Origin of the sequence: Rhodococcus sp. T2V (genome assembly GCF_029269925.1) — a bacterium.
GTDB classification, from domain to species: domain Bacteria; phylum Actinomycetota; class Actinomycetes; order Mycobacteriales; family Mycobacteriaceae; genus Rhodococcus_F; species Rhodococcus_F koreensis.
In genome coordinates this window covers 1-21,482 of the sequence record NZ_JARJBD010000114.1, presented here as the reverse complement: position 1 = coordinate 21,482, position 21,482 = coordinate 1, and the positions used below count along the sequence as shown (strand labels likewise).

Annotated in this window: 27 protein-coding genes and 2 pseudogenes; 16 read left to right on the top strand and 13 right to left on the bottom strand. The window is 66.4% G+C overall.

Annotation, left to right across the window (positions count from 1 at the left end; genetic code table 11):
* The first annotated feature begins 101 nt into the window (after positions 1–101).
* Positions 102–410 carry a hypothetical protein gene (locus P3H15_RS46830; protein ID WP_276143569.1) on the top strand — a complete coding sequence of 103 codons (309 nt, stop codon included), beginning with the start codon at positions 102–104 and terminating at the stop codon, positions 408–410.
* Between the two features lie 123 nt (positions 411–533).
* Here the strand turns inward: P3H15_RS46830 and P3H15_RS46825 are convergent.
* Positions 534–1,125 (bottom strand): annotated as a pseudogene (locus tag P3H15_RS46825) (superoxide dismutase family protein).
* Between the two features lie 573 nt (positions 1,126–1,698).
* Between P3H15_RS46825 and P3H15_RS46820 the strand changes: the two are divergent.
* From P3H15_RS46820 to P3H15_RS46810, 3 genes are all read left to right on the top strand, one after another.
* Entirely contained in the window at positions 1,699–2,025 is a 327-nt protein-coding gene (locus P3H15_RS46820) for an ANTAR domain-containing protein (RefSeq protein WP_276143568.1), read from the top strand.
* Positions 2,026–2,046: 21 nt separating this feature from the next.
* Positions 2,047–2,235 (top strand): hypothetical protein, encoded by a 189-nt coding sequence (locus P3H15_RS46815; protein ID WP_276143567.1) that lies wholly within the window; start codon positions 2,047–2,049, stop codon positions 2,233–2,235.
* A 115-nt stretch (positions 2,236–2,350) separates the two neighbouring features.
* A complete protein-coding gene (locus P3H15_RS46810; protein WP_276143566.1) occupies positions 2,351–2,551 on the top strand; it encodes a hypothetical protein in 201 nt (66 codons plus the stop codon).
* 206 nt (positions 2,552–2,757) lie between these two features.
* On the opposite strand, the gene P3H15_RS46805 is transcribed toward P3H15_RS46810, so the two are convergent.
* The 6 genes and pseudogenes from P3H15_RS46805 to P3H15_RS46780 all read right to left on the bottom strand — a co-directional run bounded on the left by P3H15_RS46805 (position 2,758) and on the right by P3H15_RS46780 (position 5,638).
* Complete coding sequence (locus P3H15_RS46805; protein WP_276143565.1) at positions 2,758–3,159, bottom strand: hypothetical protein; 402 nt, start codon at positions 3,157–3,159, stop codon at positions 2,758–2,760.
* Between the two features lie 164 nt (positions 3,160–3,323).
* A pseudogene (locus P3H15_RS46800) lies at positions 3,324–3,888 on the bottom strand (type 1 glutamine amidotransferase domain-containing protein).
* Between the two features lie 69 nt (positions 3,889–3,957).
* Positions 3,958–4,161 carry a Rieske 2Fe-2S domain-containing protein gene (locus P3H15_RS46795; protein ID WP_276143576.1) on the bottom strand — a complete coding sequence of 68 codons (204 nt, stop codon included), beginning with the start codon at positions 4,159–4,161 and terminating at the stop codon, positions 3,958–3,960.
* Between the two features lie 414 nt (positions 4,162–4,575).
* Positions 4,576–4,803 carry a hypothetical protein gene (locus P3H15_RS46790; RefSeq protein WP_276143575.1) on the bottom strand — a complete coding sequence of 76 codons (228 nt, stop codon included), beginning with the start codon at positions 4,801–4,803 and terminating at the stop codon, positions 4,576–4,578.
* A gap of 114 nt (positions 4,804–4,917) precedes the next feature.
* Positions 4,918–5,160 (bottom strand): CsbD family protein, encoded by a 243-nt coding sequence (locus P3H15_RS46785; protein ID WP_276143564.1) that lies wholly within the window; start codon positions 5,158–5,160, stop codon positions 4,918–4,920.
* Positions 5,161–5,389: 229 nt separating this feature from the next.
* Entirely contained in the window at positions 5,390–5,638 is a 249-nt protein-coding gene (locus tag P3H15_RS46780) for a DUF6480 family protein (RefSeq protein WP_276143563.1), read from the bottom strand.
* A 271-nt stretch (positions 5,639–5,909) separates the two neighbouring features.
* On the opposite strand from P3H15_RS46780, the gene P3H15_RS46775 reads away from it, so the two are divergent.
* The 3 genes from P3H15_RS46775 to P3H15_RS46765 all read left to right on the top strand — a co-directional run bounded on the left by P3H15_RS46775 (position 5,910) and on the right by P3H15_RS46765 (position 8,473).
* A complete protein-coding gene (locus P3H15_RS46775) occupies positions 5,910–6,548 on the top strand; it encodes a DsbA family protein (RefSeq protein WP_276143562.1) in 639 nt (212 codons plus the stop codon).
* A gap of 1,131 nt (positions 6,549–7,679) precedes the next feature.
* Positions 7,680–8,009, top strand: coding sequence for an ANTAR domain-containing protein (locus tag P3H15_RS46770; protein WP_276143561.1), 330 nt, complete (start codon positions 7,680–7,682; stop codon positions 8,007–8,009).
* Positions 8,010–8,326: 317 nt separating this feature from the next.
* Positions 8,327–8,473, top strand: a complete 147-nt coding sequence (locus P3H15_RS46765) for a hypothetical protein (protein WP_276143560.1) — start codon at positions 8,327–8,329, stop codon at positions 8,471–8,473.
* Positions 8,474–8,902: 429 nt separating this feature from the next.
* Here P3H15_RS46765 and P3H15_RS46760 read toward each other — a convergent pair whose 3' ends face one another.
* Positions 8,903–9,316 (bottom strand): DUF2441 domain-containing protein, encoded by a 414-nt coding sequence (locus P3H15_RS46760; RefSeq protein WP_276143559.1) that lies wholly within the window; start codon positions 9,314–9,316, stop codon positions 8,903–8,905.
* A 616-nt stretch (positions 9,317–9,932) separates the two neighbouring features.
* Here P3H15_RS46760 and P3H15_RS46755 point away from each other — a divergent pair.
* Positions 9,933–10,271 carry a hypothetical protein gene (locus P3H15_RS46755; protein ID WP_276143557.1) on the top strand — a complete coding sequence of 113 codons (339 nt, stop codon included), beginning with the start codon at positions 9,933–9,935 and terminating at the stop codon, positions 10,269–10,271.
* A 58-nt stretch (positions 10,272–10,329) separates the two neighbouring features.
* On the top strand, positions 10,330–10,875 hold the full coding sequence (locus tag P3H15_RS46750) for a hypothetical protein (RefSeq protein WP_276143556.1): 546 nt from the start codon (positions 10,330–10,332) through the stop codon (positions 10,873–10,875).
* 461 nt (positions 10,876–11,336) lie between these two features.
* Here the strand turns inward: P3H15_RS46750 and P3H15_RS46745 are convergent, their stop codons facing one another.
* A complete protein-coding gene (locus tag P3H15_RS46745) occupies positions 11,337–12,524 on the bottom strand; it encodes an MFS transporter (protein WP_276143555.1) in 1,188 nt (395 codons plus the stop codon).
* Positions 12,525–12,787: 263 nt separating this feature from the next.
* On the opposite strand from P3H15_RS46745, the gene P3H15_RS46740 reads away from it, so the two are divergent.
* Positions 12,788–13,159: a hypothetical protein gene (locus P3H15_RS46740; protein ID WP_276143554.1), complete on the top strand. Its 372-nt coding sequence runs from the start codon at positions 12,788–12,790 to the stop codon at positions 13,157–13,159.
* A gap of 698 nt (positions 13,160–13,857) precedes the next feature.
* Here the strand turns inward: P3H15_RS46740 and P3H15_RS46735 are convergent.
* The gene (locus P3H15_RS46735; protein WP_276143553.1) at positions 13,858–14,748 is read right to left on the bottom strand and encodes a hypothetical protein; all 891 of its coding nucleotides are present in this window, start codon (positions 14,746–14,748) and stop codon (positions 13,858–13,860) included.
* Positions 14,749–14,812: 64 nt separating this feature from the next.
* Positions 14,813–15,016 (bottom strand): cold-shock protein, encoded by a 204-nt coding sequence (locus P3H15_RS46730; RefSeq protein ID WP_276143552.1) that lies wholly within the window; start codon positions 15,014–15,016, stop codon positions 14,813–14,815.
* Between the two features lie 374 nt (positions 15,017–15,390).
* Between P3H15_RS46730 and gvpO the strand changes: the two genes are divergently transcribed.
* The gene (gene gvpO, locus P3H15_RS46725; RefSeq protein WP_276143551.1) at positions 15,391–15,735 is read left to right on the top strand and encodes a gas vesicle protein GvpO; all 345 of its coding nucleotides are present in this window, start codon (positions 15,391–15,393) and stop codon (positions 15,733–15,735) included.
* 18 nt (positions 15,736–15,753) lie between these two features.
* On the top strand, positions 15,754–15,909 hold the full coding sequence (locus tag P3H15_RS46720; protein ID WP_276143550.1) for a hypothetical protein: 156 nt from the start codon (positions 15,754–15,756) through the stop codon (positions 15,907–15,909).
* A 651-nt stretch (positions 15,910–16,560) separates the two neighbouring features.
* Here the strand turns inward: P3H15_RS46720 and P3H15_RS46715 are convergent.
* On the bottom strand, positions 16,561–17,196 hold the full coding sequence (locus P3H15_RS46715) for a PAS and ANTAR domain-containing protein (protein ID WP_276143549.1): 636 nt from the start codon (positions 17,194–17,196) through the stop codon (positions 16,561–16,563).
* Between the two features lie 515 nt (positions 17,197–17,711).
* Here P3H15_RS46715 and P3H15_RS46710 point away from each other — a divergent pair.
* The 3 genes from P3H15_RS46710 to P3H15_RS46700 all read left to right on the top strand — a co-directional run bounded on the left by P3H15_RS46710 (position 17,712) and on the right by P3H15_RS46700 (position 20,276).
* Positions 17,712–18,026, top strand: a complete 315-nt coding sequence (locus tag P3H15_RS46710) for a hypothetical protein (protein ID WP_276143548.1) — start codon at positions 17,712–17,714, stop codon at positions 18,024–18,026.
* Between the two features lie 384 nt (positions 18,027–18,410).
* Positions 18,411–19,160, top strand: coding sequence for a GNAT family N-acetyltransferase (locus P3H15_RS46705; protein ID WP_276143547.1), 750 nt, complete (start codon positions 18,411–18,413; stop codon positions 19,158–19,160).
* Between the two features lie 954 nt (positions 19,161–20,114).
* Positions 20,115–20,276, top strand: coding sequence for a hypothetical protein (locus P3H15_RS46700; protein WP_276143546.1), 162 nt, complete (start codon positions 20,115–20,117; stop codon positions 20,274–20,276).
* 592 nt (positions 20,277–20,868) lie between these two features.
* On the opposite strand, the gene P3H15_RS46695 is transcribed toward P3H15_RS46700, so the two are convergent.
* Positions 20,869–21,018: a hypothetical protein gene (locus P3H15_RS46695; RefSeq protein ID WP_276143545.1), complete on the bottom strand. Its 150-nt coding sequence runs from the start codon at positions 21,016–21,018 to the stop codon at positions 20,869–20,871.
* Between the two features lie 183 nt (positions 21,019–21,201).
* Between P3H15_RS46695 and P3H15_RS46690 the strand changes: the two genes are divergently transcribed.
* Entirely contained in the window at positions 21,202–21,375 is a 174-nt protein-coding gene (locus P3H15_RS46690) for a hypothetical protein (RefSeq protein WP_276143544.1), read from the top strand.
* Positions 21,376–21,482: the final 107 nt, after the last annotated feature.

Here is a 21,482-nt window from a genome sequence, read left to right as displayed (position 1 = left end):
CGGTGGGACGGGGCACTCGACAACGACCTGGTGACATCCAGATGTCCCGGAGAACAACCCCCATCAGGTCGGTCCCGGGGACCACAAATGCGGAGGCACGGATGAGTATGCGGGTGTGGGACACCGTCGATCACGACGAGATCCGCCGGTGGATCCAATTGCATCGCGGTGCCCCTGCCCGGGTTCCGGACCCGGCGGCGGTGTGCTCGGCGGAGGTGCTGCTCGTCGACTTCCTCGGCGCCCGGTCGGGTCACTACTTCGAGCATATTTCGTGGGCGGAATGGTTCGCCTGGTTCGACGATCACCGGCTGTGTTTCCGCTGCCCCGCCGATCCGGAGAGCCTGTCGTTCCACCTGTTTCCGCGCGGGGCGGCTCCGCCGACCGTCCAGGTGGTCAACCGGAGTCCCTGACTCGCACCCCTGGCGGTACCGGCACGGGTCGCGGGCAGAGGAGTGCAGCCGCGGCCGAGGGCGCGACTGCGCGCCGGTTGTGCTTGCAGTTCGGCCGAATCGGCGCTGTCGGCGGGTCGCGGTTTAGAAGTCCTCGTCGATGCAGGCCAGACGGTCGCCGGCCATGCCGGCCTGCCCGGGGCCGGTCTGGGTGTGCTGGTCGTGGACTACCACGGACTTGGCTTCGCCGGGACGGAACTGCCAGTCGACTGTCGTCGAGGCCTGGGCGTTGCCGCTCGGGTCGGTGGTGATGTCGAGCCAGATCTCGTTCTGCGGGTTGGCATAGGCCGGATCGGATGAGGGTGTTGGCGGGGTCGACGGTGTTCTGGTAGTGCGGTCCCGAGTCTGACGGGGCCGGCCCGCAGCGTTGGGTGTGGACGTGCACCCCGAAGTCACGACTCGGTGCGAGGCCGGTGGTGTCGAGTGTGCTGGTGGTGCGGCCGTCGTCCTCATCGGATTCGATGTTCACCGTCGATCCCACCGGGACGGCGGCCTCGTTGTAGGTGAAGGCGTTGTTGTCCTCGGTGAGGGCGGTCCCGGGCAGCTGGAAGGCGCCTCCGGAGGTGTCGGGGACCGGCAACATGTCGGTGGCCGTCGCGGCTGAGGATGCGGGCGGTGTCTAGACGGTGGGTTCCTGCGTCGATGAGTCGTTGCTGCCGCATCCGGTAACGACCAGGGCGGTGAGGCACCCGCCGGCGAGAACTGTGGTGCTGCGTCGGTAGCCATACCTGCCGCGGTACCCGTGACCGAAGATCTCGAATCTCGGGTCGTTCGGCTCTTCCTTCTGCGGCCAGAGCGAGTACGGACTGGGGCTACGGTTCCTGACGGGACTACAGGAAGCGCGGTTGACGTATCTGTCCGTGCATCGCGGTTCTTGGGTGAAGGGCGGTCGGGCTCGTATTCAGGAAACGGAATCGCAGCCAAGAGCGTGTACCTCCCGCCCGCACCGCTCGAACACCGGGTCATCCCCGGGTGCGGGATGGTCGGCTGCGGTGTCCGGCTCAGGTCACAAAAGTGTCTCGCCCGGGTGGTTTCTACAGCACCTCCACGGCCCGCGCCGCCGTTCGGGTGGTCGCTCCGGCCTGGACGTTTGTGTGAGTGGTGGCGGGTCGGTGGCGATAGCCGGTCCGTGGCGTGTGCTAGAACTGATCAGGCATCGAGTGACCTGACTCACAGTGTTCGTTTCACGGGTTCGGTCGGCACACCGGCGGATCCCGGTCGATGCACGAGAGCAAAGGAACACGCCCGCATGATCGAGGACGCCACCGAAACACCTGGCACTGCGCTTCCGGCCCCGATGCGCCTGATTCCCCGCCGCCGCCCGGACGGCCGCGAACTCCTCGCCACCGCGAAAGGAATCCTGATCGCCGCCCGCGGCTGCAGCGACGCCCAGGCGTTCGACGAACTCCTCGACGTCTCCCGCCGTCATCACCTGACCGTGATCGGTGCCGCCCGGGGTTTGGTCGACCTCGCTGCCGGACCCGCACCCCGCCGCCGGTCCGATTCCGTCCGATTCGACGAATGGGAACAGCTGATCACCCAACTTCCCGCACGCGCCCGCGCACACGCGAGCTGACGCACCAGGATGCCCACGATCATGCGTGAGACCGACCCGTCGACGGACACCACCGAAGACCGCACCGGTCCAGACGAGAGCGTGTCGCCGGTCACCGATCCGATCGTGTGGCCCGAACCCAGCCCACTCGAGTCCTGGTGGGAACACGTGGTCCACGACCACCCGGCCCCGCCCACCACCGAGTCCGTCCCCGGCACCGACGCAGAGTGATGGTCTGCGTGAGAATCGACGAAGCGAGCAACCCCCTCCAGGCCGTTTGTCTCCGTGACCGCGGCCGTGTGGAGGGGTCATGCCGGGGGAACAGTGCCGAAATCGCGGCGATGACATGACCGTTCATACATGGGTGCGATCCGAAGCCGGGGGTGGATGGACGCTGCGGTGCGATCTGTGCGAGCACACCTTCGACGCGGCCGTCGCCGGGCAGGCCGAGGCGGTCGACTTTGCACGCACGAACGGGTGGATCGTCGGTGAGGTGACGTGGTGCCCGATGTGCGCGGCCACCCACACCACCCGCCGCACAACCTGACTCGTCGATCTGCCTCCACTTCGGTCCTCTGCGTTCCCTCTCGATTGGGGTACGACGTCGACCGGTGGGTATTTTCCGCGCCGTGTCGTCGGGAGGTGCGGACAGGGGAGTGGACGCGTCGTGATCGTCGGATCGATGATCCGGCACCGGACCGCGGCAGCGATCGATCGTCGCGGATCTTCCGAGTTGTGCCGGTCGGGTCAAATTCAGCGGCGGCCATCACGAATCTGGTAGGCGCGCTCTCGGCTGACCCCTGCCGCCGTGGAGAGTCGGGTCGCTGAACCCCCGGCGAGCATCGCACCTTGGAGAGCGTCTCGCCAGGCACGGTCCCGGCGGGTCGCCTCGAACTTTGCCTGTGCCCGGGCGAATCTCACGTGCTCGATGATCTGTTCCCAGTTGACGGCCTCGACGGCCACGATCCGGTAGCCTCCCTCGACCTCGGAGATGGCACCGTCGACAACTCGCCACCCGTTGGCGGACAGGACGTCCTCGGGGGACACCTGTGCGGTCGGAGGGTAGCTGGCAATGAGGTCACCGCCGGTGTTGTTGCCGGTTGACGTCGTCACGAGGATCTCGGCACCGCCGAGATCCACAGCGTCGCCGGTCACGATATGAGCGGCATAGGTCGGCGGCATTGGTCAGCACGCTACCCGAACCCCGCACGCCCTGATACCCCGCACACCCTGATCGAGCTGTCCACCGATCGCCGCGAGTCCCGCGACGTGGACACCCGCGATGGTGACGGCAAAGCCAGATGACCGTCCCGACGACGTCACTGCGGGTGGCGGCCCTTGGCGAATTCCTCGACGATCGTCGCGCAGAACGCGGGCAGGTCGCCGGGGTTGCGGCTCGACACCAGCCCGTTGTCGACCACCACTTCCTCGTCGACCACGTTGCCGCCGGCGTTGCGGATGTCGGTGCGCACGCTGGGATACGAGGTGAGGGTGCGGCCGCGCACGACATCGGCTTCGACGAGTGTCCAGGGGCCGTGGCAGATCACGCCCACGGGTTTGCCCGAGGTGACGAAGTCGCGGACGAATCCGACGGCCGACTCGTCCATTCGGAGGTGGTCGGGGGTTCGTGGTGCCGCCGGGCAGGATCAGTGCGTCGAAGTCGCCGACGGACACCTCACCGACGACGGCGTCGACGGCGTAGGTGCCGGCCTCGTTCACGTCCGAGTTCATGGCCTGGATCTTGCCGGGGGACAGCGAGATCAGCCGCACCTCTGCGCCGGCGCCCTCCACGGCTTTCCGGGGTTCGAGGAGTTCGACCTCCTCGACGCCGTCGGTGGCCAGGATCGCGACCGTGCGGCCGCGCAGTGTCTGTGCCGATGTCATGAATACTTCCTTCCTCTCGTGGGCACACAGACGGGTACCCGGGTGACCGGAGGTCAATCGGGATGAGAATCAGAGTCGTCGGAGATCGGTGGTCGCGGGACCCTCGAGAAGTGTTCCGGCGGTCGGGAATCGGGACCTGTGTAGCGGGCAGTCCCCCGAATCCTCCGCATCGTTGCAGCGGAGCACGCCACCGAGATGCGGGCAGACGGCGCAGACGCGCTCGGTGTGACCGTTCGACGTGTACTCGCCGACGGACAGTAACCCCTCCCGCACGATGCGGGCCCGGCCCTTCCCGCGTTGTCGCCCCGCGAGTGCGTCGACCCAGTCCGCGGCCCATCTCCATCGCGACCTCACCGTTCGCCCGCACTGCCGCGGGAAGGTCGAAAAGCTGCGTCGGCGAATAGCTCTGGAAAGCCTCGGCCCACCGCATGCGGCCACCCAGAATGCGTCCGGCGAGGACGAGAGCGGCGGCGACGCCGTGGAGAGTTCCCGGTCGCGACGAATGCCGTCGCTGCCGGGAATCAGTGGGCCGACGTAGGGGAGCCCGCTCAGTGAGGAGTAGTCCTGCGCCGACCAGCGGTGGGTGGGTGTGGCGCCGGGAAAGTGACGGGCGGCCCAGGCCAGCAGGTCGTCGACCGCGGTCTGCGGTGAGGTGCTTCGGCCGCCGCGGGCGCGGTTACTGGGCCTCTAGGCTCCCCGCGACGACCATGCCTGCGCGATCTGAGGATACGCGTCGGCGATCTCGTCGATGCGGGTGTCGGTCGCGGTGTCGATTTCGGCCCGATGACGCTGCGCTGTCACCAGCGGCCCCTCCGATCCCTCGGATCCGGGACCGCCGGCCGGGGCGTCCGCCTCCCATTCGCGGATCACTTCGTCAAGGCGACGTGCGACGAATTCCTTCTTGGTCTCGGCCATCATCCAGTCCTTCCGTGAGAGTTAATAACGATGTCGACGCGACTCACCAAACTCATTGTCAAAGAAAATGATTGACGCTACCGGGCAGGGCGGGACCGTCTTCACGGGTGAACTCTATCTGTCCTGCTCGGCGCGTTCGCGTTGCTCGTGGACTTCGGCCTCACCGCGTGCCTTCTCGGCCGCCGCTTCCTTCTGCGCCGCCTCCCGTTGGGCTTGGGCCTTGTCTTGCTGCGCCTGCCCCTCTCGAGTCAGGTCGTCTTGGCCGGTGACGGCGCCTGCCGCCTCCTTGGCCTTGCCTTTCACGTCTTCGACCACGCCCTTGACGCCCTCGGCCGGTCCCGACTTGTCGTCAACCATTCGTTCATCCTCCTTGTCGGCAATGCGGATTCTCGCGTGCACCGTGGTACACGTATTTCCTTCGCCTACCCCTGGAGATGTCGCCTCAAACGACGGCCCGAACAGCGCGGTGGAGGACCGCAATTTAGGCGGACGTCCTCGCGGGTACGCCTACTGGTACGGATCGCCAGACTCATCGAAGGGAGCTCTCTCCCCATGCCGACCAGGACGATCGACGGACACCGAGGAATCAGTCGAAGACTCCCACGATGTCGAGCACCAGCAGGACCGCGATCGCCACGAAGACCACGACGATCACACCGATGACCACCATCGTGGCCACACCTGTCGGTGGAAACGACCAACTGGTGCGCGGTTCGTGCTCGGACAGCCCGGACGTTTGCGCGGAATCCGGAGGGGTCGAACCGGGGCGGACACCGCCGCCCGACTCGAGATCAGGGGTGTTCGCCGGATCAGGGTTCGGAGGCTGAACGGTCATGACAACTGCCCTCCGCGGAGTAAGACTGCCGCCGCGTCCGAGCGGGCGGCTATGACACGCGGGTACCCCGATCCGCGCCACCCACACAGCGGCACCCTTGTCGGCCCCGGCGGGGACGAATGCTCCACGGACGAATGCTCCACACACAGTTCTGCATCGGTGAAGATGTCGCGGAGATGATCGACCGAGCGCTCGGCCTGCTCGATCACCGCCCCCGCTGTCGTCGAACATGTGGTCGCCGACGACCACGATCCCTTGTTACGTTGGGTGTATGCAGCGACTCGAGTTCTACTTCGATCCGTCCTGCCCGTTCTGCTGGATCACGAGCCGGTGGCTGCTCCAGGTCGCGGCCGAGCGCGACCTCGAAGTTACGTGGCGCCCGTTCAGCCTCGCCGAGAAGAACGACGAAATCGCAAACGGCGGCTCCGACAAGACCTCTCACGGTGACCTGCATCGACCCGCGCACCGGGTCCACCGCGTGATCGCGGCCGCCGCAAAGCAAGGCGCCGCTGTTATCGACCTGTACTCCGCGTTCGGACGTCCTTACCACGTCGACGGCCGCGGGTACGACGACGCGCTCATCGCGCAGGTGCTGGCAGCTGAGGGGCTGCCCACCGGCCTTGCGCAGGCTGCCGACGAGACGTCCTGGGACGCGTACCTGCGAGATGAGACGCACTCGGCCGTCGCCGCCGTCGGTGAGAACTCCGGTGTTCCAATAATCGTATTCAAGCTCGAGAACGGCAAGAAGAAGGGCTTTTACGGCCCTGTGCTCAACAACATGCCGAATGGGGAAGACGGCCTTGCTCTTTGGGACGGGTTGCGCACTCTCGCACCCGTGTCCGCGTTCTTCGAACTCAAGCGCACGCGTCCGAACGGCCTGCCCGACACCTCGGGCACGGAAGGTATCTGAACCGCCACCCGTCGCCTGCCGGGAACGCCTACCGCTTGTGACGAGCGATCGTGCCGCAGGGTACCCGCCCGCGACGGTGCGGGAGGCCAACGGTGGGGTCCTCGACTTTTCGACCGTCATCGACGCGACCTCGTTGAGTGGCATCGTTGCATGTTGAGGCTCCCTGACCCGAAGGCCTGACGACACCTCACGCGAGGCCGTGAGGTGCCCGAAACGGCACACCGTCACATGCCTGCGGGTCGATCGCGACGATTATCGACAATGGGGGAGATGCCATGACCGGGATGCAGCAACCACGCCGCCGCTCGGGAAGATCCTGACCGCCGGCGAGATCGCCCGGTTCGTGGCCCGGGTCGCGTATCCCACCGGTCCGGTGGTGTTGGTGGATGAGGAACTGGCTCTGGTAGCCCCGGCGTGGGTCTGCGGTTAGGGGCGGGGTGTTGGGTCTGCCGGACCTGGCGGTGAAGGCGCGCACCCTTGTGCCGGAGACCGCCGGCGGCCGCGCCGCGGCCGACACCGCCCCGGATTCCGGGCGCGTAGCGAACCCCTGAGAGCTGGGCGGCCTCCGTGGCGATGGACACCGGCCGGGGTCGGCCGGTAGCTGTGGTCGAGGCCTCGGCCCGCGTTCACCGGGCATCGCGGCGTCGGATGCGGTGACCGCGGATGCGGGGAGCGGGGTGGTTGTCGAGGTCCCGTCGGGCCGCCTTCTCGACCGGCAGCGGCACGAACTCGCGGCTCGGCCGTTGGCGAAGCGTTTGTGGTTGATCTGCACGGTGTGTTCGATGTCGGCCGGACAGACGGATACGGGGCGATCAACCGCTCGATGACCCTGTTCGACCTGGAGGCTTTCGTCGTCGCCAGTCATGGTCGGCATCGTCTGCCTCGCAGGTCAGCGGCGTCAAGATGCCGTCGGGGGAGTTGCAGTCTGACCTGGCTGCCCTCCTGACCGGCGGCATCGCCGCACCCCGTGGCGACCGCTTCCGGACGTCTGTGCCGACAGCAGGTAGCGGACCGGTGTGCTAAGAATGGTCAGGTATCGACAGTGATGTGACTCACATTCATGGCCGTTCGGATGGTCGCCGGCACATCGGCACCGTTCTGGTCGATGCGCGAGAGCGAAGGACACACCACATGATCGACGACGCTGCAGAAGCATCCCTCGCCCCTGTGCCCGCCCCGACGCGCCTGATTCCCCGTCGGCGCCCTGATGGTCGCGAACTTCTGGCCACCGCGAAGGGCATCCTGATCGCCGCTCGCCGCTGCAGTGACGCCCAGGCCTTCGACGAACTCCTCGACGTATCCCGCCGTCATCACCTGACCGTCCTCGGTGCCGCCCGGAACCTGGTGGACCTCGCAGCCGGATCCCCGCCCCGTCGGCGCATCCCGGACGCCGTCCGGTTCGCCGAATGGGAGCAGCTACTGACCCAGCTCCCCGAACGCCGGCACGCGCACGCGAGCTGAACCGGCAGGCAGGCGCACGGTTATTTCGCCGATTCGGCATACCGGGGGTGCACCGACCGCCCCGGTGCCGGGACGGACGGGGGGCATCTCGCGGTCGTGTCGGTCCGAGTGGGAACGGCACGGAGGTACCTACCGGCAAGTAGGTAGTAGTTGTCGAAGATTTTGTCGGACAGGTGGATTGGCGCAGTTCTCCGTTGTGGTGTACAACTTCATGAGCCAGTGATTGTGAAGCAGTTCACATCATCGGTGACGGGGGAGCACAGCCATCACGCCGTGACTGTTCCTCTCGCCGGGGACCTTCGACGAAAGAGGATGCCTTGCCTACAGTCTCGACGCTCCGGACTGTCCCGATCGCCGCACGTCCGCCCCGCGGTGGTGGGTCGATGAGCACCGCGGAGATCAAGTCGAGGGTCGAGGCCATGTTCGCCGACCGCCGTCCGGCCGGTCCGTCGGGTGCACGCTGAAACGAGGGGGAGACATCCGTGAATGTGCTGTTGCTGATGATGTTGTTGCTGACCGCGTTCGCCGCGGTTGTGGCGATGCAGTCCGACGAGCGGTCGAACTTCCGCCGCTGACCTGCGGGCGGTCGGAGTCCATCGACACGGCTGGGAAGTCAGGCGGGGAAGGTATCTCGTCGTCACACGTCGTGCCTGGGGCTGGGTGTGCTCACCTGAGTAGGCCTCGGTTCGGCCACTGGTCGTCACGAATTCCGGCCGCGGCGCAGGTGGCGGTGGTCGCGGATGGGTGGTGCGGCGTGTCGGCCACCAATTGTGGCCGCGCACAAGGGCGAGCGGGCGCACCTGGAGTGACCTGTCGGTCGAGGTTGCCGGGTTCTCGGCGTCGGCCGCTCATCGGCACCGGCGTGTGAAACTCGTGATAGACAACGGTTCTGACTACTCGGCTGGACCGACTACGTGGACAGGTGGGGGTAGCAGGATCTCCCATGTCACGGGTACCTCGTGGTCTGGGTTCTGCTGGGACCAATAGCAGTGGGCGTGGTACGAGGTCATCAGGGCGGTGCCGTGGGTACGAAGCAGATCCATGTTTGCCCGGAAGCCGTCGTGTGTGGTCTCCACTTGCCAGATCGTCGCGGTGCCCGTTGGGTCGAATGCGGTGCGGAAGGCGTGGGCTTGTTCTAGTGTGTCCACGGCGAAGACGGATTGGAAGCGAGAGGGCGCGGTCGGGTAGTGCGCACGACGCACGTTTTCCCAGATCAGCTCGATGGAGTGGTCGGTGACCTGGAAGAGCACATCTGCGTTGACGAAGTTGTTTTCACCGTGGGCTGCAACGCCGTCGGGGAACAGCACGTCGAGGTGTCGTTGCAGATGTGGGGGGTGCACATCGTCGTACCGGGTGAGTCCGAGGGTTTGTCCCTAGTGCAGGGTTCCCCGTCGATCGACGGTGTAGAAACGCGGCATTTCACAAGCCTCTCGTGCAATCGATAGGGGGTCGTTTTCAGCATCCGGGTTGGCCCATCGACATGGACGAAAGGGCATGGGTGGGAGGGGTACGCGCACCCGGGCCGGCTCCATCTCGGCCGACCGGTGTGGCGAGCCGCTGGGAGTGCACGCCGAGATCGTAGCGGTCGACACGAACGAGCTGACCTCGGTGGCCGAGCGGCCTACGTCGACTCGCTGCTGCATCTTCACAGAACATCGCCCCACTGGTTGGAGAAGTCCCGGAGTGTGCGTTGCACGCGGGTGGCTCGCACCAGGCCACCGGACCGCGGCCATCGACGTTCACGCTTGCGGGGATGATCGCGGTAGCGCGGAGGGTCTGCTGTGAGCTGTTGTTCGGATCGGCGGATGGTGTTCGGGTCGTCGCTGCGTGTGCGTGGGGTGACCTGGGTAAACGGTGGTCGGACCCGTACACTGTGGGCACCGACCGCAGCGGTGGTTGGCCTGAGCGAGGAGGGAGCGAGAGATGACGGTCGTCAACATGAAGGTCACCCGTCAGAAGCTCCTGCAGACCGCCATCTTGGACAAGGTCGAGCGCGAGCATCTGTCCCTCGACACCGTCCGCGTTCGCCGCAGTCTTCAGAGTGTCCGTGAGCATGTGAGTCGCAGCCCGTATTTCACCGACTTCCTGGATCGGTGGGAACAGATCGTCGAGGACAACGACGTCGAGACGCTTCGTCGGGTCGTCGAGTCGGACGACGAGGCTGGGAACGAGATGCGTAACCTTTCCCCGTTGCACGTGCTGCTGACCGAGGATGAACGCATGAAGGTCCTCGATGATCTGCGTGAGCTCCTCCTGAGGTGAACCGCGGGGAGCTCGAGCAGGTCATCAGGGCGGCCTGCGCGAACCTCGACGAGGGCAGGTGGTTGTCTTCGGCTCCCAGTCGATTCTCGGGTCCTATGACGAGACGGAGTTGCCGGAGTACGCGACGTTGTCGCGTGAGGTCGATGTGTTTCCGCGGAGCGGTATCGACGCGCCGGCGTCGCCGGCGGTGGTGGAAAAGATCCTCATGCTCAACGGGCGGCTTGGTGAAGGCTCACCGTTTCATGAGGCTTTCGGTGTGTACGTCGAGGGGATCCACAAGGACGTGGTGGTACTGCCGAGGCAATGGGACAACCGGCTGGTCGCGGTGAAGGTCGAGGACGGGTCGGAATACGGGCGGACGGGGTTTTGTCTCGATCCCGTGGACCTGTGTGCGTCCAAGGCCATCGCTGGTCGCGAGAAGGACCGCGTGTTCGTGGCGGCTCTGGTGGAGGACGGGATCGTCACTGCCACTCAGATTCTCGGCCGTATCGACAATTGCGGGATCGAGTGGCCCGACGCCTACGACGCGGACAGGGACGTGGCACTTGGTCGCGCCCGGAGTTGGCTTGCGGGCCTTGAGGAATTCGGCGACGGTCGCGGCTGATCGGGACGACGCTGCGCCGTCCAAGCCTGGACGCAGACCGTGGGGCGACCGTGATCCGCGTGCACCACCTGCTGTCGGCGGGAGGTCCCGCCCGTGGCGGCGCGGGGGATCCTGGGTACTGAGGCGGAGGCGCTGAACGCCCTTCTGACGGGGATGGGCCTGGATCGGGGACGTGGGTTTCGTCGAACGGTCCCGCTGACCCAGCGGTGGCCTGCCTGGGGCCTGGAAACGGCCCGGGGGCGTGCTGGGGATCCGCCGGGCGACGGCGACGAAGTTGATCGTCCGTAAACGTCCGTGTGGACGAGGTGACACCGGCGGGGTCGGGGAAGGGTTTGCGGATTTCGCTGGGGGTGTGCGCGGGTCTGTTGGTGGGGTTCTTTTGCTCTGTGCCGGCGGTGATCGTGTGGCAGCACTTTGTCGGTGTTTCGCGTCCCGGGTGTATCCGCACGGCTCGTTCTCGTTCACCCAGCAGTGGGAGCATCGGTTCGGATCGGCGGCAGCCACCGGCGTACGAGGATCGCTGACAGCAGCACCGGAACGGCGAGGGTCGCGACGAGCGTGGTGACCGACAGCCACAGGGATCCGACGGCGAAGCCGGCGTAGATCAGCACCGCGGCGACCTCACCGAACAGTCCCGCGACCGAGGTGACGGTGGCGCGGGCGGGTCCGGTGATCGCGTCCTGCACGCGCGCTTCGGACATGATCATCGCGTTGCCGAGGATGCCGTAGCCGACGCCGATGGCGAGGAATCCGGCGACGCCGCCGAGCAGCGCTCCCCCGCCGAGCAGGATCGCGGCGACGGCGACCGCCCGGCCCATCGTCACGGCCCGCATCGACGCCGTGCGTCCGGCGAGGGCGGTGCCGACCACCTGTCCGCTCACCGTGATCGCGACGAGCAGCGGTACGGCGGCCGTCGATGTTCCGCCGTCGCGCGCCAGCAGCCCGAAGTACTCGTCGAACGCCAGGAACGCGATCAGCACTGCCGACAGCAGCACGCCGCGCCGGACGACCGTCTCGCGCGTCACCTCGCCGAGGCCCGCCCGCAGCATCCTGGCGTACCGGTCGGCGAGTCCGCCGTGGTCGTCCGCGACCTCGCGGGTCTCGTCCGCCTCCTTGACCTTCGGGGCCGCGGGCAGCAGCACGGCGAAGCAGCCGTGGATCACGGTCGCGCCGACGCTGACCCACCCCACCAGCGGATATCCGCCGAGAACGTACAGCGGTGCCGCGCTCAGTGTCGCGAGAAGATTGCACACCATGGCGCCGGAGTTCGCGTAGCCGAGCAATCTCGCGAAGTCGGCGGCAGCGCCCCGCGCCACGAGTGCGTCGTACAGCAGCGCCTCGAACGTGCCCGACGAGATGGCGCCGCTGATGCCCCACAACGCGAATCCGGCCGCGAACCCCGCGTACGACGGCACCAGGATCCACACCGTGAATCCGGCCGTGTACAGCACGGACGCGAATATCAGGAGGCCACGTCGGGACACGGTGTCGGCCCAGGCACCGGACGGCACCTCGGCGAAAAAGGACACCACCGACCAGATGACGAACAGCGACGACATCTGACCGACACTCAGTCCGTGGTCGGCGAACAACAGGTCGTAGAGACCGTAGAGCGGAATGAGATCGCGCGTGGACATGTAGCCGACCACGCGGACGGCGAGAGAACGCTGCGAACTGGGTCAAGGCTGGGCGGCGGGATATCTCACGCGCCCAAGTCTCGCACTCCGCGCAGGAGGTTGCCACCCCGACCGGACAGCGCAGCGCGACGACATCGACCGATCCTCATTCGTCCTCCCCCAGGTGTTCAGTTAGTCCCGGTACGACGTGCCCGGTGCGTCAATCCCAGGACGCTCACCCCCAGCGTTTACAAGAACCCCGTTGCGGATAATCGATCGGTGGAGGTGCATGCGCCATGTCCACCGAACAGTCGGTGCGCGATACCGGCGGCACAGGCCAGGCCACCATGCCTATCCGCATACGGAAGCTCCAAGACCTGGTCGCGGCGATGTGTTCCATCGACACCAGCGACGAGCCACTCGACCTCGACGCGATAGCACGGATCCGGCAATGCCAGTTCGACGACTGGGTCGTCCCGGCCGCCCACTCCGGCCTCCTTGCCGCACACGAGATCGAAGCACTCGTGCAGTGCTGGTACGCCTGCCCCCGGTCGCTGTTCGACGCCCTCCTCGCCGACTCCGACGAACTCACCCGGAGGCGCTGCCAAGCGATCTGGAACTCGATTGACCCCATCGTCGCGGTGTCTGCGGGGATGTGTCAGGCGTAGTCGAGTGCGTGTTGTGTGTGGCACACATCGTCACGCGAAGATAGGGCAGACCTCCGGCCTCCTCCGGATGCGTGAGCCACGCCGTTATCGCCGTCAGTCGGTTGAATCAGGGCCCAGCGAACGAACGACCTGCAAGGGGGAGATCGGGAAGCTCGACTCCCGTCGACAGCGCATCTGTGTGCGCTCCGATGTGCGTGCGTGCTCGCATGCTGTGGCAAGTGGCGTCCGAGGCGGAGTTGGTCTTACTACGGGCAGTGGGTGCAGCGGTGGGCAGTGGGAGTTCCTCGGCTCGAATGCGCCTCACAGGGCGAGTTTTCGGTTCTACCTCGACGGCCCGCGCTGGGGAATGGCCGATTCCGTCGCTCGGATGCACGGCTACCAACCGGGCGAAATCACCCCCCACCACCGAACTTGCGCTCTCTCACAAGCATTCAGAGGACCAAGCGCAGGTCACTGCACTCTTCGTCAAGAGCATCCACGCCGGCGAGCCGTTCAGCGGCAAACACCACCGACACGTGGGAGACCGACCTCCGCGAATTCACCGCGGCGCTCACCGGGGCCGTCGCCGAACTCGAAAGTCGCGGTCAGTGATCGCGCAGGCCAAAAGTGCACTCATGCTCGTCAACGGGCATCTCCTCCGAGCGTTCGGCGTCCTCACGTGCGGATGCCGAACGATGGCTGCGCTGGGTGTCGTCTTGTCAGGTCGAAGGGGTCGTCGGGGGCAGATTCCACTCGTGGGCGTGGACGAGAGGAACCGATCCGGTCTCCCGCAGACGTGCGAGAGCGGTGATCATGTCGTCGTTGCGAAGGACGTGGTCGTTGCTGATTCCGGCCCGCTCCAGCATCGGTACGGCGACCTGCCAGGTGTCGAGGTACAGCCGCCACAGCCGGTCGAGGGCGAAGCAGGCGAGGTGCTCGCGAAACGCGGGCTTGTCGGTGACCAGCTTCCCGGTCGGTTCTATCCAGCCGCGGCGCATGATCTCGCCGGCGGAGAAGCGCAGGGCCCGGATCGATGCCGCGGACAGGTAGTCGTACAGCTCGCGTTGCCCGGCACGGTCTGCGACCCACACCCCGGTCGGTAGGAGACCGCCGGGCCACCCGTACTGCTTCTTCAGCACCCTCAGCACGGCCTTGGTTTCATCGCTCTTGGCTACCGCCCAGTCGAGGAAGTATTTGGGGTACCACAGCCGTGCCATTTCCTTGTCCCCGATGTAGTTGCGTTGAGCGAGCAGCGCTCGCAGGGTGTCGAAGTTGCCGATCCACACGAACAATTCCTGGGACCGGTCCAGGTCGAGAGACGCGAAGAACCGCAGATACATCACGTCGTCGACGGCGGCGCGCACAAACGCCACGGCCAGATGACCCAAGTCGTGGCGGCTGAGCAGGAGGGCTGCTCGCAGGCTTTCCTGCTGGCGGCGAAGGGAAATGTTGACGGCCAGCAACCGGTAGTCCTGCTCGACGTCGGCCCACTTCAGGTCGCCGACGGTCAGCATGTGTTCGGCACAGTCCGCGAAGTGTTCCACCGCCTCGATCCGCACAGGAAGGGGCGTCCACCGATGAATCCGTCCTTCGTCGTCATCGTCGGCCATCGGGCTCATCCTGTCCGACGGTCCGGTGCCCGCTCGACGAACCCCGGGCGCGGGGCCGATCGGCTCAGGCGGGGCGCACATTCTGGGCCTGCAGCCCCTTCTGTCCCCGGGTAATTTCGAACTCGACCCGCTGATTCTCCTTCAGCGACTTGTACCCGCTGCACTGGATCTCGGAGAACTGGACGAACAGGTCCGCACTGCCGTCGTCCGGGCTGATGAATCCGAAGCCCTTCTCGCCGTTGAACCACTTCACCGTGCCCTGCGCCATGGTCGCTCACTCCCTGTCCCGGCGAGCCGGCACCGTCCACCGAGAACCGACCGCGAACGTCCTGACCCCGGAGTTACCTCCGGACGGGCGGAACGCGACGGCGCGCGGTGTCCTCGATCTGCACGATGTCAGAAACAACACCCTGTGGGTAGGGGCAAAGGTCCTGTACCCCTCGCTCCGGCACGCACCGGGGGGCGAGATCGGGCCAGTTGCAGGGCGAGTCGGTGCGGTACCGACCCGAACGGTTGGTTCGCGTGTCCGACGGCTGGGCGGCCTCGGGGCCGGTGCCCTGGTGGCTGCTCTGCATACGGTGAAGGATGGGTATATGGCCAGCTCACAGCCGATGCTCACGAAGGAGAAGGAGATGGTTTGCGATGGTGGCCCATCCCCCGCCCGTGTCGGCAGCGGCGGCCGCTGCGGCCGCGTTGCGTGACATCGAGGTGTTGATCGGAAAGCAGTCGGAGGGCGTGACGGCGGTGCTGCCGACCGAGGAGGGCTGGGCGGTGGAAGTGGAGGTGCTCGACGACCGGCACATTCCGCCGTCGGCGGACATGCTCGCACTGTACGAGATAGTGCTGGATCTGGACGGAGAAATGCTGTCGTACCACAGGACTCGCCGATACCGGCGCGGCTCCGCCATCGTGATGGCAGACGACGAGATCCCCGCCGACGGAGATGGACAGGCCCCGTCCATGGACGGAAGCGACGGGAACGGGTGACAGACAGTACCCGGGCTGTTGGATCTGATTCAGGACCCGGCGTGGACCGACAGCGTCACTGTCGCGGTCGACGCGACGTTGCTCGGCCGGTTCTACGAACGTTTCGGTGACCACACCGTGGTGGTCGGCCGCCGGGTGATCTTCTTGGTGACCGGAGAACAACTGGCGCAGTAGTCCTTCTCGGCACTCGTCCCGATCGGGTCCCTCGAAATCCCGGTGGAAAATGAGGGTCGTTCACCACCAAGGCCTCCGGCACCCGCATCGCGGCCACGCAATCCGGTGTCAGAGGGATCCGTCGACGACAAGGGCCGTTGTGCTGCTACTCCGCCGGCGAAGCAGCAGTTGTAGGGCTCGATGCCGGACAGGATCCCACGGTCGATGACCGGCCTACTGTTGAATCATGCCCAGTTATTGCACGGCGCTTCAGGTGACGGCGCACGATGACCCGTCCTACGGGGGCAGATACGTCCCCGCAGTGGTGACGACGGGTCACGTGCACGCCGTGCACTGGCCCGATCCTCAGGGTCGGTCGTGGAACGAGCTGGAAACTGTGTGCGGGCGGTCGACGCGAGGGATGGAGCAGCAGGCGCACGTCGACCCGACGCAGTGGCCGTTGCCGAAGTGGTCGCGAAAGGCTTGTCTGGTGTGTGCGGCCAGAACGTAGAGCACCCTGGGCGTTTGCTGTCCGCGGTATGGCAGCCATCCCTCTGGCCCTGAGCAGTGACCAGGCGAGACGCCCGAAGCTCGATGCCGAGCCGCAATCACCTCAATCTGCAGATCCTCAGACCGGTTTCGTAACGCATTTCCCAGGCCGGGGCCGTCCCGCTACTGCGGTCGGCGGACTGATTGGTGGGCGGTGAGCAGCAGGTGATCGAACCTGGTGCGCAGTCCGGTGCCGGGGGCGAGTTCGCCGAATGCGGCGACGATTCGTTCGGCGATGATGCGGAGCCGGGTGTTCGTTTCCTGCGAGCGCCAGGTGAGGATGTCGAACGCGCGGTCGGCAGTGATGCCGTAGACCAGCATCAGGACGCCTTTTGCCTGCTCGATCGCCGCCCGCGATTGTTCGAGGGCGACGACGGTTTCGTCGACGGAGTCGTTCACGTCGTTGCGGTGGGAGTCGGTGATGTCGATGTAGAAGCCGGTCGTGCCGATCACGGCACCGGTGTCGTCGCGGAGGCGGTCGCCGACGACCACGACCTGGTGGATTGTGCCGGTGGTGTCGATGATGCGGTGTTTGCTGCTGGACGGTTCGGCGTCGGTGATCAGCCGGTCCAGGTGCGGGTGGTCCTCGGGGTGTTTGTGGGAGAGCAGCGGTTCGGTGGTCGGGGTGACCTCGCCTGGCTGGTAGCCGCGCATGTGGGCGACGGTGTCGGACCATTCCCACCGTTGTCCGTCCAGGTAGAAGCGGAAGCTGCCCACTCGTTGCGGCTCACCACCACCGAAAACCTGCTCCGAATCCACGCCCAATTTTGTCCCGAACGGCCTCTCGGAGAAGGCCGAACGGTGTCAGTCGTCGGTCGGGCGGCGACCTCGTCGGATGTGTGAGGCTCGCAGGGGGTGGGCAGGGGATCGTCCGTACTCATGACTTCGAGTGTGCCCCGGTCAGCGAGAGCCAAGCTCCGTCCGTGCTCGTGGGAGCCGTCTCGGAGCTTGATGCGGTCCACCGACCGGACTCGCTCATACGCAGGACGTGTCGATGTCGTGGAGGGGCGTTACGCACTGCCTGCCCCGAGGCGGCCGGGGCTCGCCGGGGCGGCTTGGCCCGCACCGCACCGCATTCCGGGCACGACCCGACGAACAGCGCCATGGCCATCGCGGGTGGGATGTGGGATGCCCTGTTCGTAAGGCTAGTCGTGACCGGTCCTCGACGTTTCGGGCCCGTGGGGCGGGGCACTCGACAACTACCTGGTGACAGTCGGATTTTCCGGGAAACACCCCCCACGGGTTGTCCGGGGGACCACAATGCGGAGGCGCGGATGAGTATGCGGGTGTGTGACACCGTCGATCACGACGAGATCCGCCGGTGGATCCAGCTGCATCGCGGTGCCCCTGCCCGGGTGCCGGACACCGGGTCGGTGTGCTCGGCGGAGGTTCTGCTCGTCGACTTCCTCGGGGCTCGGTCGGGTCATTATTTCGAGCACATTTCGTGGGAGGAATGGTTCGCCTGGTTCGATGATCACCGACTGTGTTTCCGCTGCCCCGATGATCCGGAGAGCCTCTCGTTTCACCTGTTTCCGCGCGGAGTAACCCCGTCCACCGGGACCGTTCATGCGGTCAACCCGAGCCCCTGACTGTCCATTGCCATTGCCATTCGAGCTGGGGCACGAACGAACTGACCAGTGCGCCTCACGGTGTGGCGGCGCGACCTCTTCCCCGTCTGCCACACTCTCCGAGGCAAGTTCGACTCTCGGTGAGAGGCTACCCGCGAAACGAGCAGGAAGAAGGCGCCCTGCCTCGAGTTGAGGACAGAAAGCTGCCGTCCCAGATCGCAGACCTCGGATGGAGGTAGCCGCACCGTGAGCGGATCCGTCACTGGGACAACTGTGGGCTGCTCGAGCGCGACGATAAGTCAATGACCGAGCTGAAGCTCCGCGAGGCGACACCGGACGACGCCCAGATGTGTGGGCGCATCATGTTCGACGCCTTCGAGGCGCTCGCCATCACTTCCGATCGAAGTGGGCACACCCGAATTCGTCGACTTCCAGATCACGGTCATGCTGGCCATCGACGGCATCTGCGGCCTGGTGGCCGAGCGTGACGGCCGAATCGTCGGCAGCGCCTTGCAGGACGAGCGCGGCAAGATCGTCGGCGTCGGGCCGGTGGCCGTTGACCCGGTGGCTGCGGGCGCGGGGGCGGGCCGTGCGCTGATGCAGGCGTTGCTTCGGCGGTCGGAGGAGCGCGACGTCGCCGGTGTGCGGCTGGTACAAATGGCGTACAACTGCCGGTCCTTCTCCCTGTACGCCAAGCTCGGCTTCGCCGTGCGTGAGCTGTTGTCCGTCTTCCAGGGAACGCCACGCGAGTCCACGATTACCGGCGCGGTCGTGCGTCCGGCGACACCGGACGACATCGCCGCGTGCGTCCAGATCTGCCGGCAGGTGCACGGCCACGACCGCCACGGCGAGCTGCAGCACTGGGTCGATGTCGGAACCGCCCGCGTGGTCGAGCGTGGCGGCCGGATCACCGGCTACGCGACGGGTTTCGGCTACACCTGGCACGCGGTGGGCAAGACCGACGACGACGTCATCGCACTGCTGGCCGGCGCCGACGAATTCACCGGCCTCGGGTTCCTCGTACCCTCCCGCAATACCCGCCTCATGGCCTGGTGCTTCGACGCCGGGCTGAAGCTTGTCCAGCAGTCGACGCTGATGACCATCGGGCTCTACAACGAGCCCCGGGACGCGTGGCTGCCGTCAATCGGCTACTAGTCGTCCTCACGCGAGGATTGACTTGCGTCAGCGCGGGAGGGAGTCCGGTCATGCGGTGAGGCGACCGACACGGCCGCGGGACGTCTAGGGAACCTGCGGGGGCTTGGCGGATGGCCCCGCCGGCGGGTAGGTATTGTTGCACGGTCGACGGGTGTGGGCGGGAACAATGACGGTGTGGGCCGAATCGCGTGCATCCCGGTGGCCACGCCCGGACTGTTCCGTAATTCGGCGCCCGAGCCGGCTGTCGCGCGATCAGGTGCGGCGTCTGCCTTGCTCACTTCGGCCGCAGCGGGCGATGCTGTCCGTGCCAGCACCAGAGCAACCGGGCCAGCTGGGCCGGCACCGCAGGTCACTGAGGTCGAAAAATATAGATCTCTTGGCGTGGTGTCCAGGTACGCCTACCGGCGTCAACGACCGCTACAACCCGGTTGTTTCCGTCGCGCCACGTGTCCTTGATCAAGGCGCCGTGCGTGATGGGGGACGTTCGGCTCCCCACCACAAGATCGCCTTGGCGGACGTTGCGCGCCTGAACCTTCACTGGCTTGTCCTGCATGCTGCGGACCCTACCCTCTTGACCGTCGGGCTCACCGGCCGTGAGGGAAGTCTGCTAGAGCAATGAACGGGGAGATGGAGGTGTCCGGTGGAGTTACTGATTGTCTCGACCCTGAAGCTCGCATTCGAACGGTTCGTGCGGTGCAACAGCGGCCGGAGCCGTCGCGTCGCCGGACCCCCGTCCACAGCGTCGAGAAGTGGACGGTGATCGCGACGGTCGGAGCACGTGCCGTATGGCAGGGCGACACTCTGCACCCTGGGAGCGGGTGCGGCGGGATCGCTCGTCTCGTCGTCCCCCCGCCTGCTCTTGCAATCGGCGGCCACGGCCGTACCGTGGTCGGTGACGGCGTCACCGGGGCCCGCACCCGGCGACGAGACCCGACTAGGAAGGGCCCGGTTTTCATGACCGACACCTCCGCCGATCCGGCCGCGTTCACCCCGGCCAGCACCGAATGGATCAAATCGCACCTCGACCGTATGGACCACCGGACCCCGGGCGACCGGGACCGGAGCGCCGACGTCGAACCGGTCGTACCCACCGTGGCGGTCCGCCGCCCCTGGTGACCGGCTGCGGGGGCCGACGATCATCTGGTCCCGACAGCCGGGTCCGTGGTCGACGCGGAGGAATCTTTGCGAGGCATCGACCCCCGTGCGAACACGGCATCGCGCCGATCTCATAGTGGCATCCGGTCGACGGCCGTGGGTGTCGACGGCCGTAGGTCCGGGACCGTGGCCGGGATCATCGGCAGGTGCGGACTCGATGCCCTGCATACCTCGTGGTTGCACGACCCATGTCGATGCCGTCGTTACCGATGGCGGTCGGGAGTCGGCGACCTCGGGCGGGCGGCGAGCTCGGTGGCCGACGGCGCCGAACGTCTGGGTCCGGGCCCGCCGGCCGCACACCCGAAATGTGTTGTGGCCGGCCGACGGACCGACACCCGTCGGTCCAGGCGCATCCTGGTTTCGTCCGGGCGGTGCCGCGCCTCGGTGTGCGGCAGACACGACGGTACTCGCGGGGACTGCCGTGCCGCAGGAAGACGCTTCACTTTTCGGCGGGGTTCACCGCCGGTCGACGGCCACCGCCCATCTCACGTGCGGGGCGTGACCAGCGATCGCGCCCGGACGAGGATTGCTGTCGGTGGGTTCATCGCCGATGTCATCGCTCGTTCTGGTCTTCGTCGTCGGCGCCTTCGGCCTGGTTGGGCTGATGGGTCGTCGAGGTGAGGTTCTCCGGGTCGGCGTCGGGATCGGTCGCCGGATCGTAGGGCTTTTCCGATTCGCTGGGCTCGGTGTTTCGGTCGTTCATGATGATCGGGTAACCCAGGAACGGGGGTCGAAACCGGACTACGCCGGATCTGCAGTGCGCGAGCCGGTCGGTTCGCTGCACATCTTGTGAAGATGCGGTGTCAGCGTGCAATTGTCCACACCGTGCCGGAAAAATCACGCCATTCGCGCGGCCACCAGTTACCACCGGAAGGAGGATACGAACATGAGCACACCGGAGGACAACGAGGCGGCCGAATACCGGAAGGATTTGTCGGAGGTGGTCGACGATATCGAGGAGCGAGTCGCCGAGAAACACCGACCTGAGTCAGCGCCCGACACCGCGGCCGAGCGGACGGACACCATCCCGGACGACGCCGGCGACGAAGCACCCGATTGACCCGGGCCGCGTGCGCCGGCGCGGGCCCGCGGTGATCGCGGTGGCGCCGGCGCTAGGTAGCTAAAGATGGCGTAGCCGGATTATTGAGTCAAGTTTGTGGTGTTCGG

Coding starts and splice junctions, on each gene's coding strand:
- P3H15_RS46700 (WP_276143546.1), top strand. CDS start 20,115: ATGACCGACACCTCCGCCGATCCGGCCGCGTTCACCCCGGCCAGCACC.
- P3H15_RS46690 (WP_276143544.1), top strand. CDS start 21,202: ATGAGCACACCGGAGGACAACGAGGCGGCCGAATACCGGAAGGATTTG.
- P3H15_RS46695 (WP_276143545.1), bottom strand. CDS start 21,018: ATGAACGACCGAAACACCGAGCCCAGCGAATCGGAAAAGCCCTACGAT.
- P3H15_RS46830 (WP_276143569.1), top strand. CDS start 102: ATGAGTATGCGGGTGTGGGACACCGTCGATCACGACGAGATCCGCCGG.
- P3H15_RS46740 (WP_276143554.1), top strand. CDS start 12,788: ATGTCCACCGAACAGTCGGTGCGCGATACCGGCGGCACAGGCCAGGCC.
- P3H15_RS46785 (WP_276143564.1), bottom strand. CDS start 5,160: ATGGTTGACGACAAGTCGGGACCGGCCGAGGGCGTCAAGGGCGTGGTC.
- P3H15_RS46755 (WP_276143557.1), top strand. CDS start 9,933: ATGACGGTCGTCAACATGAAGGTCACCCGTCAGAAGCTCCTGCAGACC.
- P3H15_RS46735 (WP_276143553.1), bottom strand. CDS start 14,748: ATGGCCGACGATGACGACGAAGGACGGATTCATCGGTGGACGCCCCTT.
- P3H15_RS46810 (WP_276143566.1), top strand. CDS start 2,351: ATGACCGTTCATACATGGGTGCGATCCGAAGCCGGGGGTGGATGGACG.
- P3H15_RS46815 (WP_276143567.1), top strand. CDS start 2,047: ATGCGTGAGACCGACCCGTCGACGGACACCACCGAAGACCGCACCGGT.
- P3H15_RS46780 (WP_276143563.1), bottom strand. CDS start 5,638: ATGACCGTTCAGCCTCCGAACCCTGATCCGGCGAACACCCCTGATCTC.
- P3H15_RS46770 (WP_276143561.1), top strand. CDS start 7,680: ATGATCGACGACGCTGCAGAAGCATCCCTCGCCCCTGTGCCCGCCCCG.
- P3H15_RS46790 (WP_276143575.1), bottom strand. CDS start 4,803: ATGGCCGAGACCAAGAAGGAATTCGTCGCACGTCGCCTTGACGAAGTG.
- P3H15_RS46710 (WP_276143548.1), top strand. CDS start 17,712: ATGAGTATGCGGGTGTGTGACACCGTCGATCACGACGAGATCCGCCGG.
- gvpO (WP_276143551.1), top strand. CDS start 15,391: ATGGTGGCCCATCCCCCGCCCGTGTCGGCAGCGGCGGCCGCTGCGGCC.
- P3H15_RS46775 (WP_276143562.1), top strand. CDS start 5,910: ATGCAGCGACTCGAGTTCTACTTCGATCCGTCCTGCCCGTTCTGCTGG.
- P3H15_RS46730 (WP_276143552.1), bottom strand. CDS start 15,016: ATGGCGCAGGGCACGGTGAAGTGGTTCAACGGCGAGAAGGGCTTCGGA.
- P3H15_RS46820 (WP_276143568.1), top strand. CDS start 1,699: ATGATCGAGGACGCCACCGAAACACCTGGCACTGCGCTTCCGGCCCCG.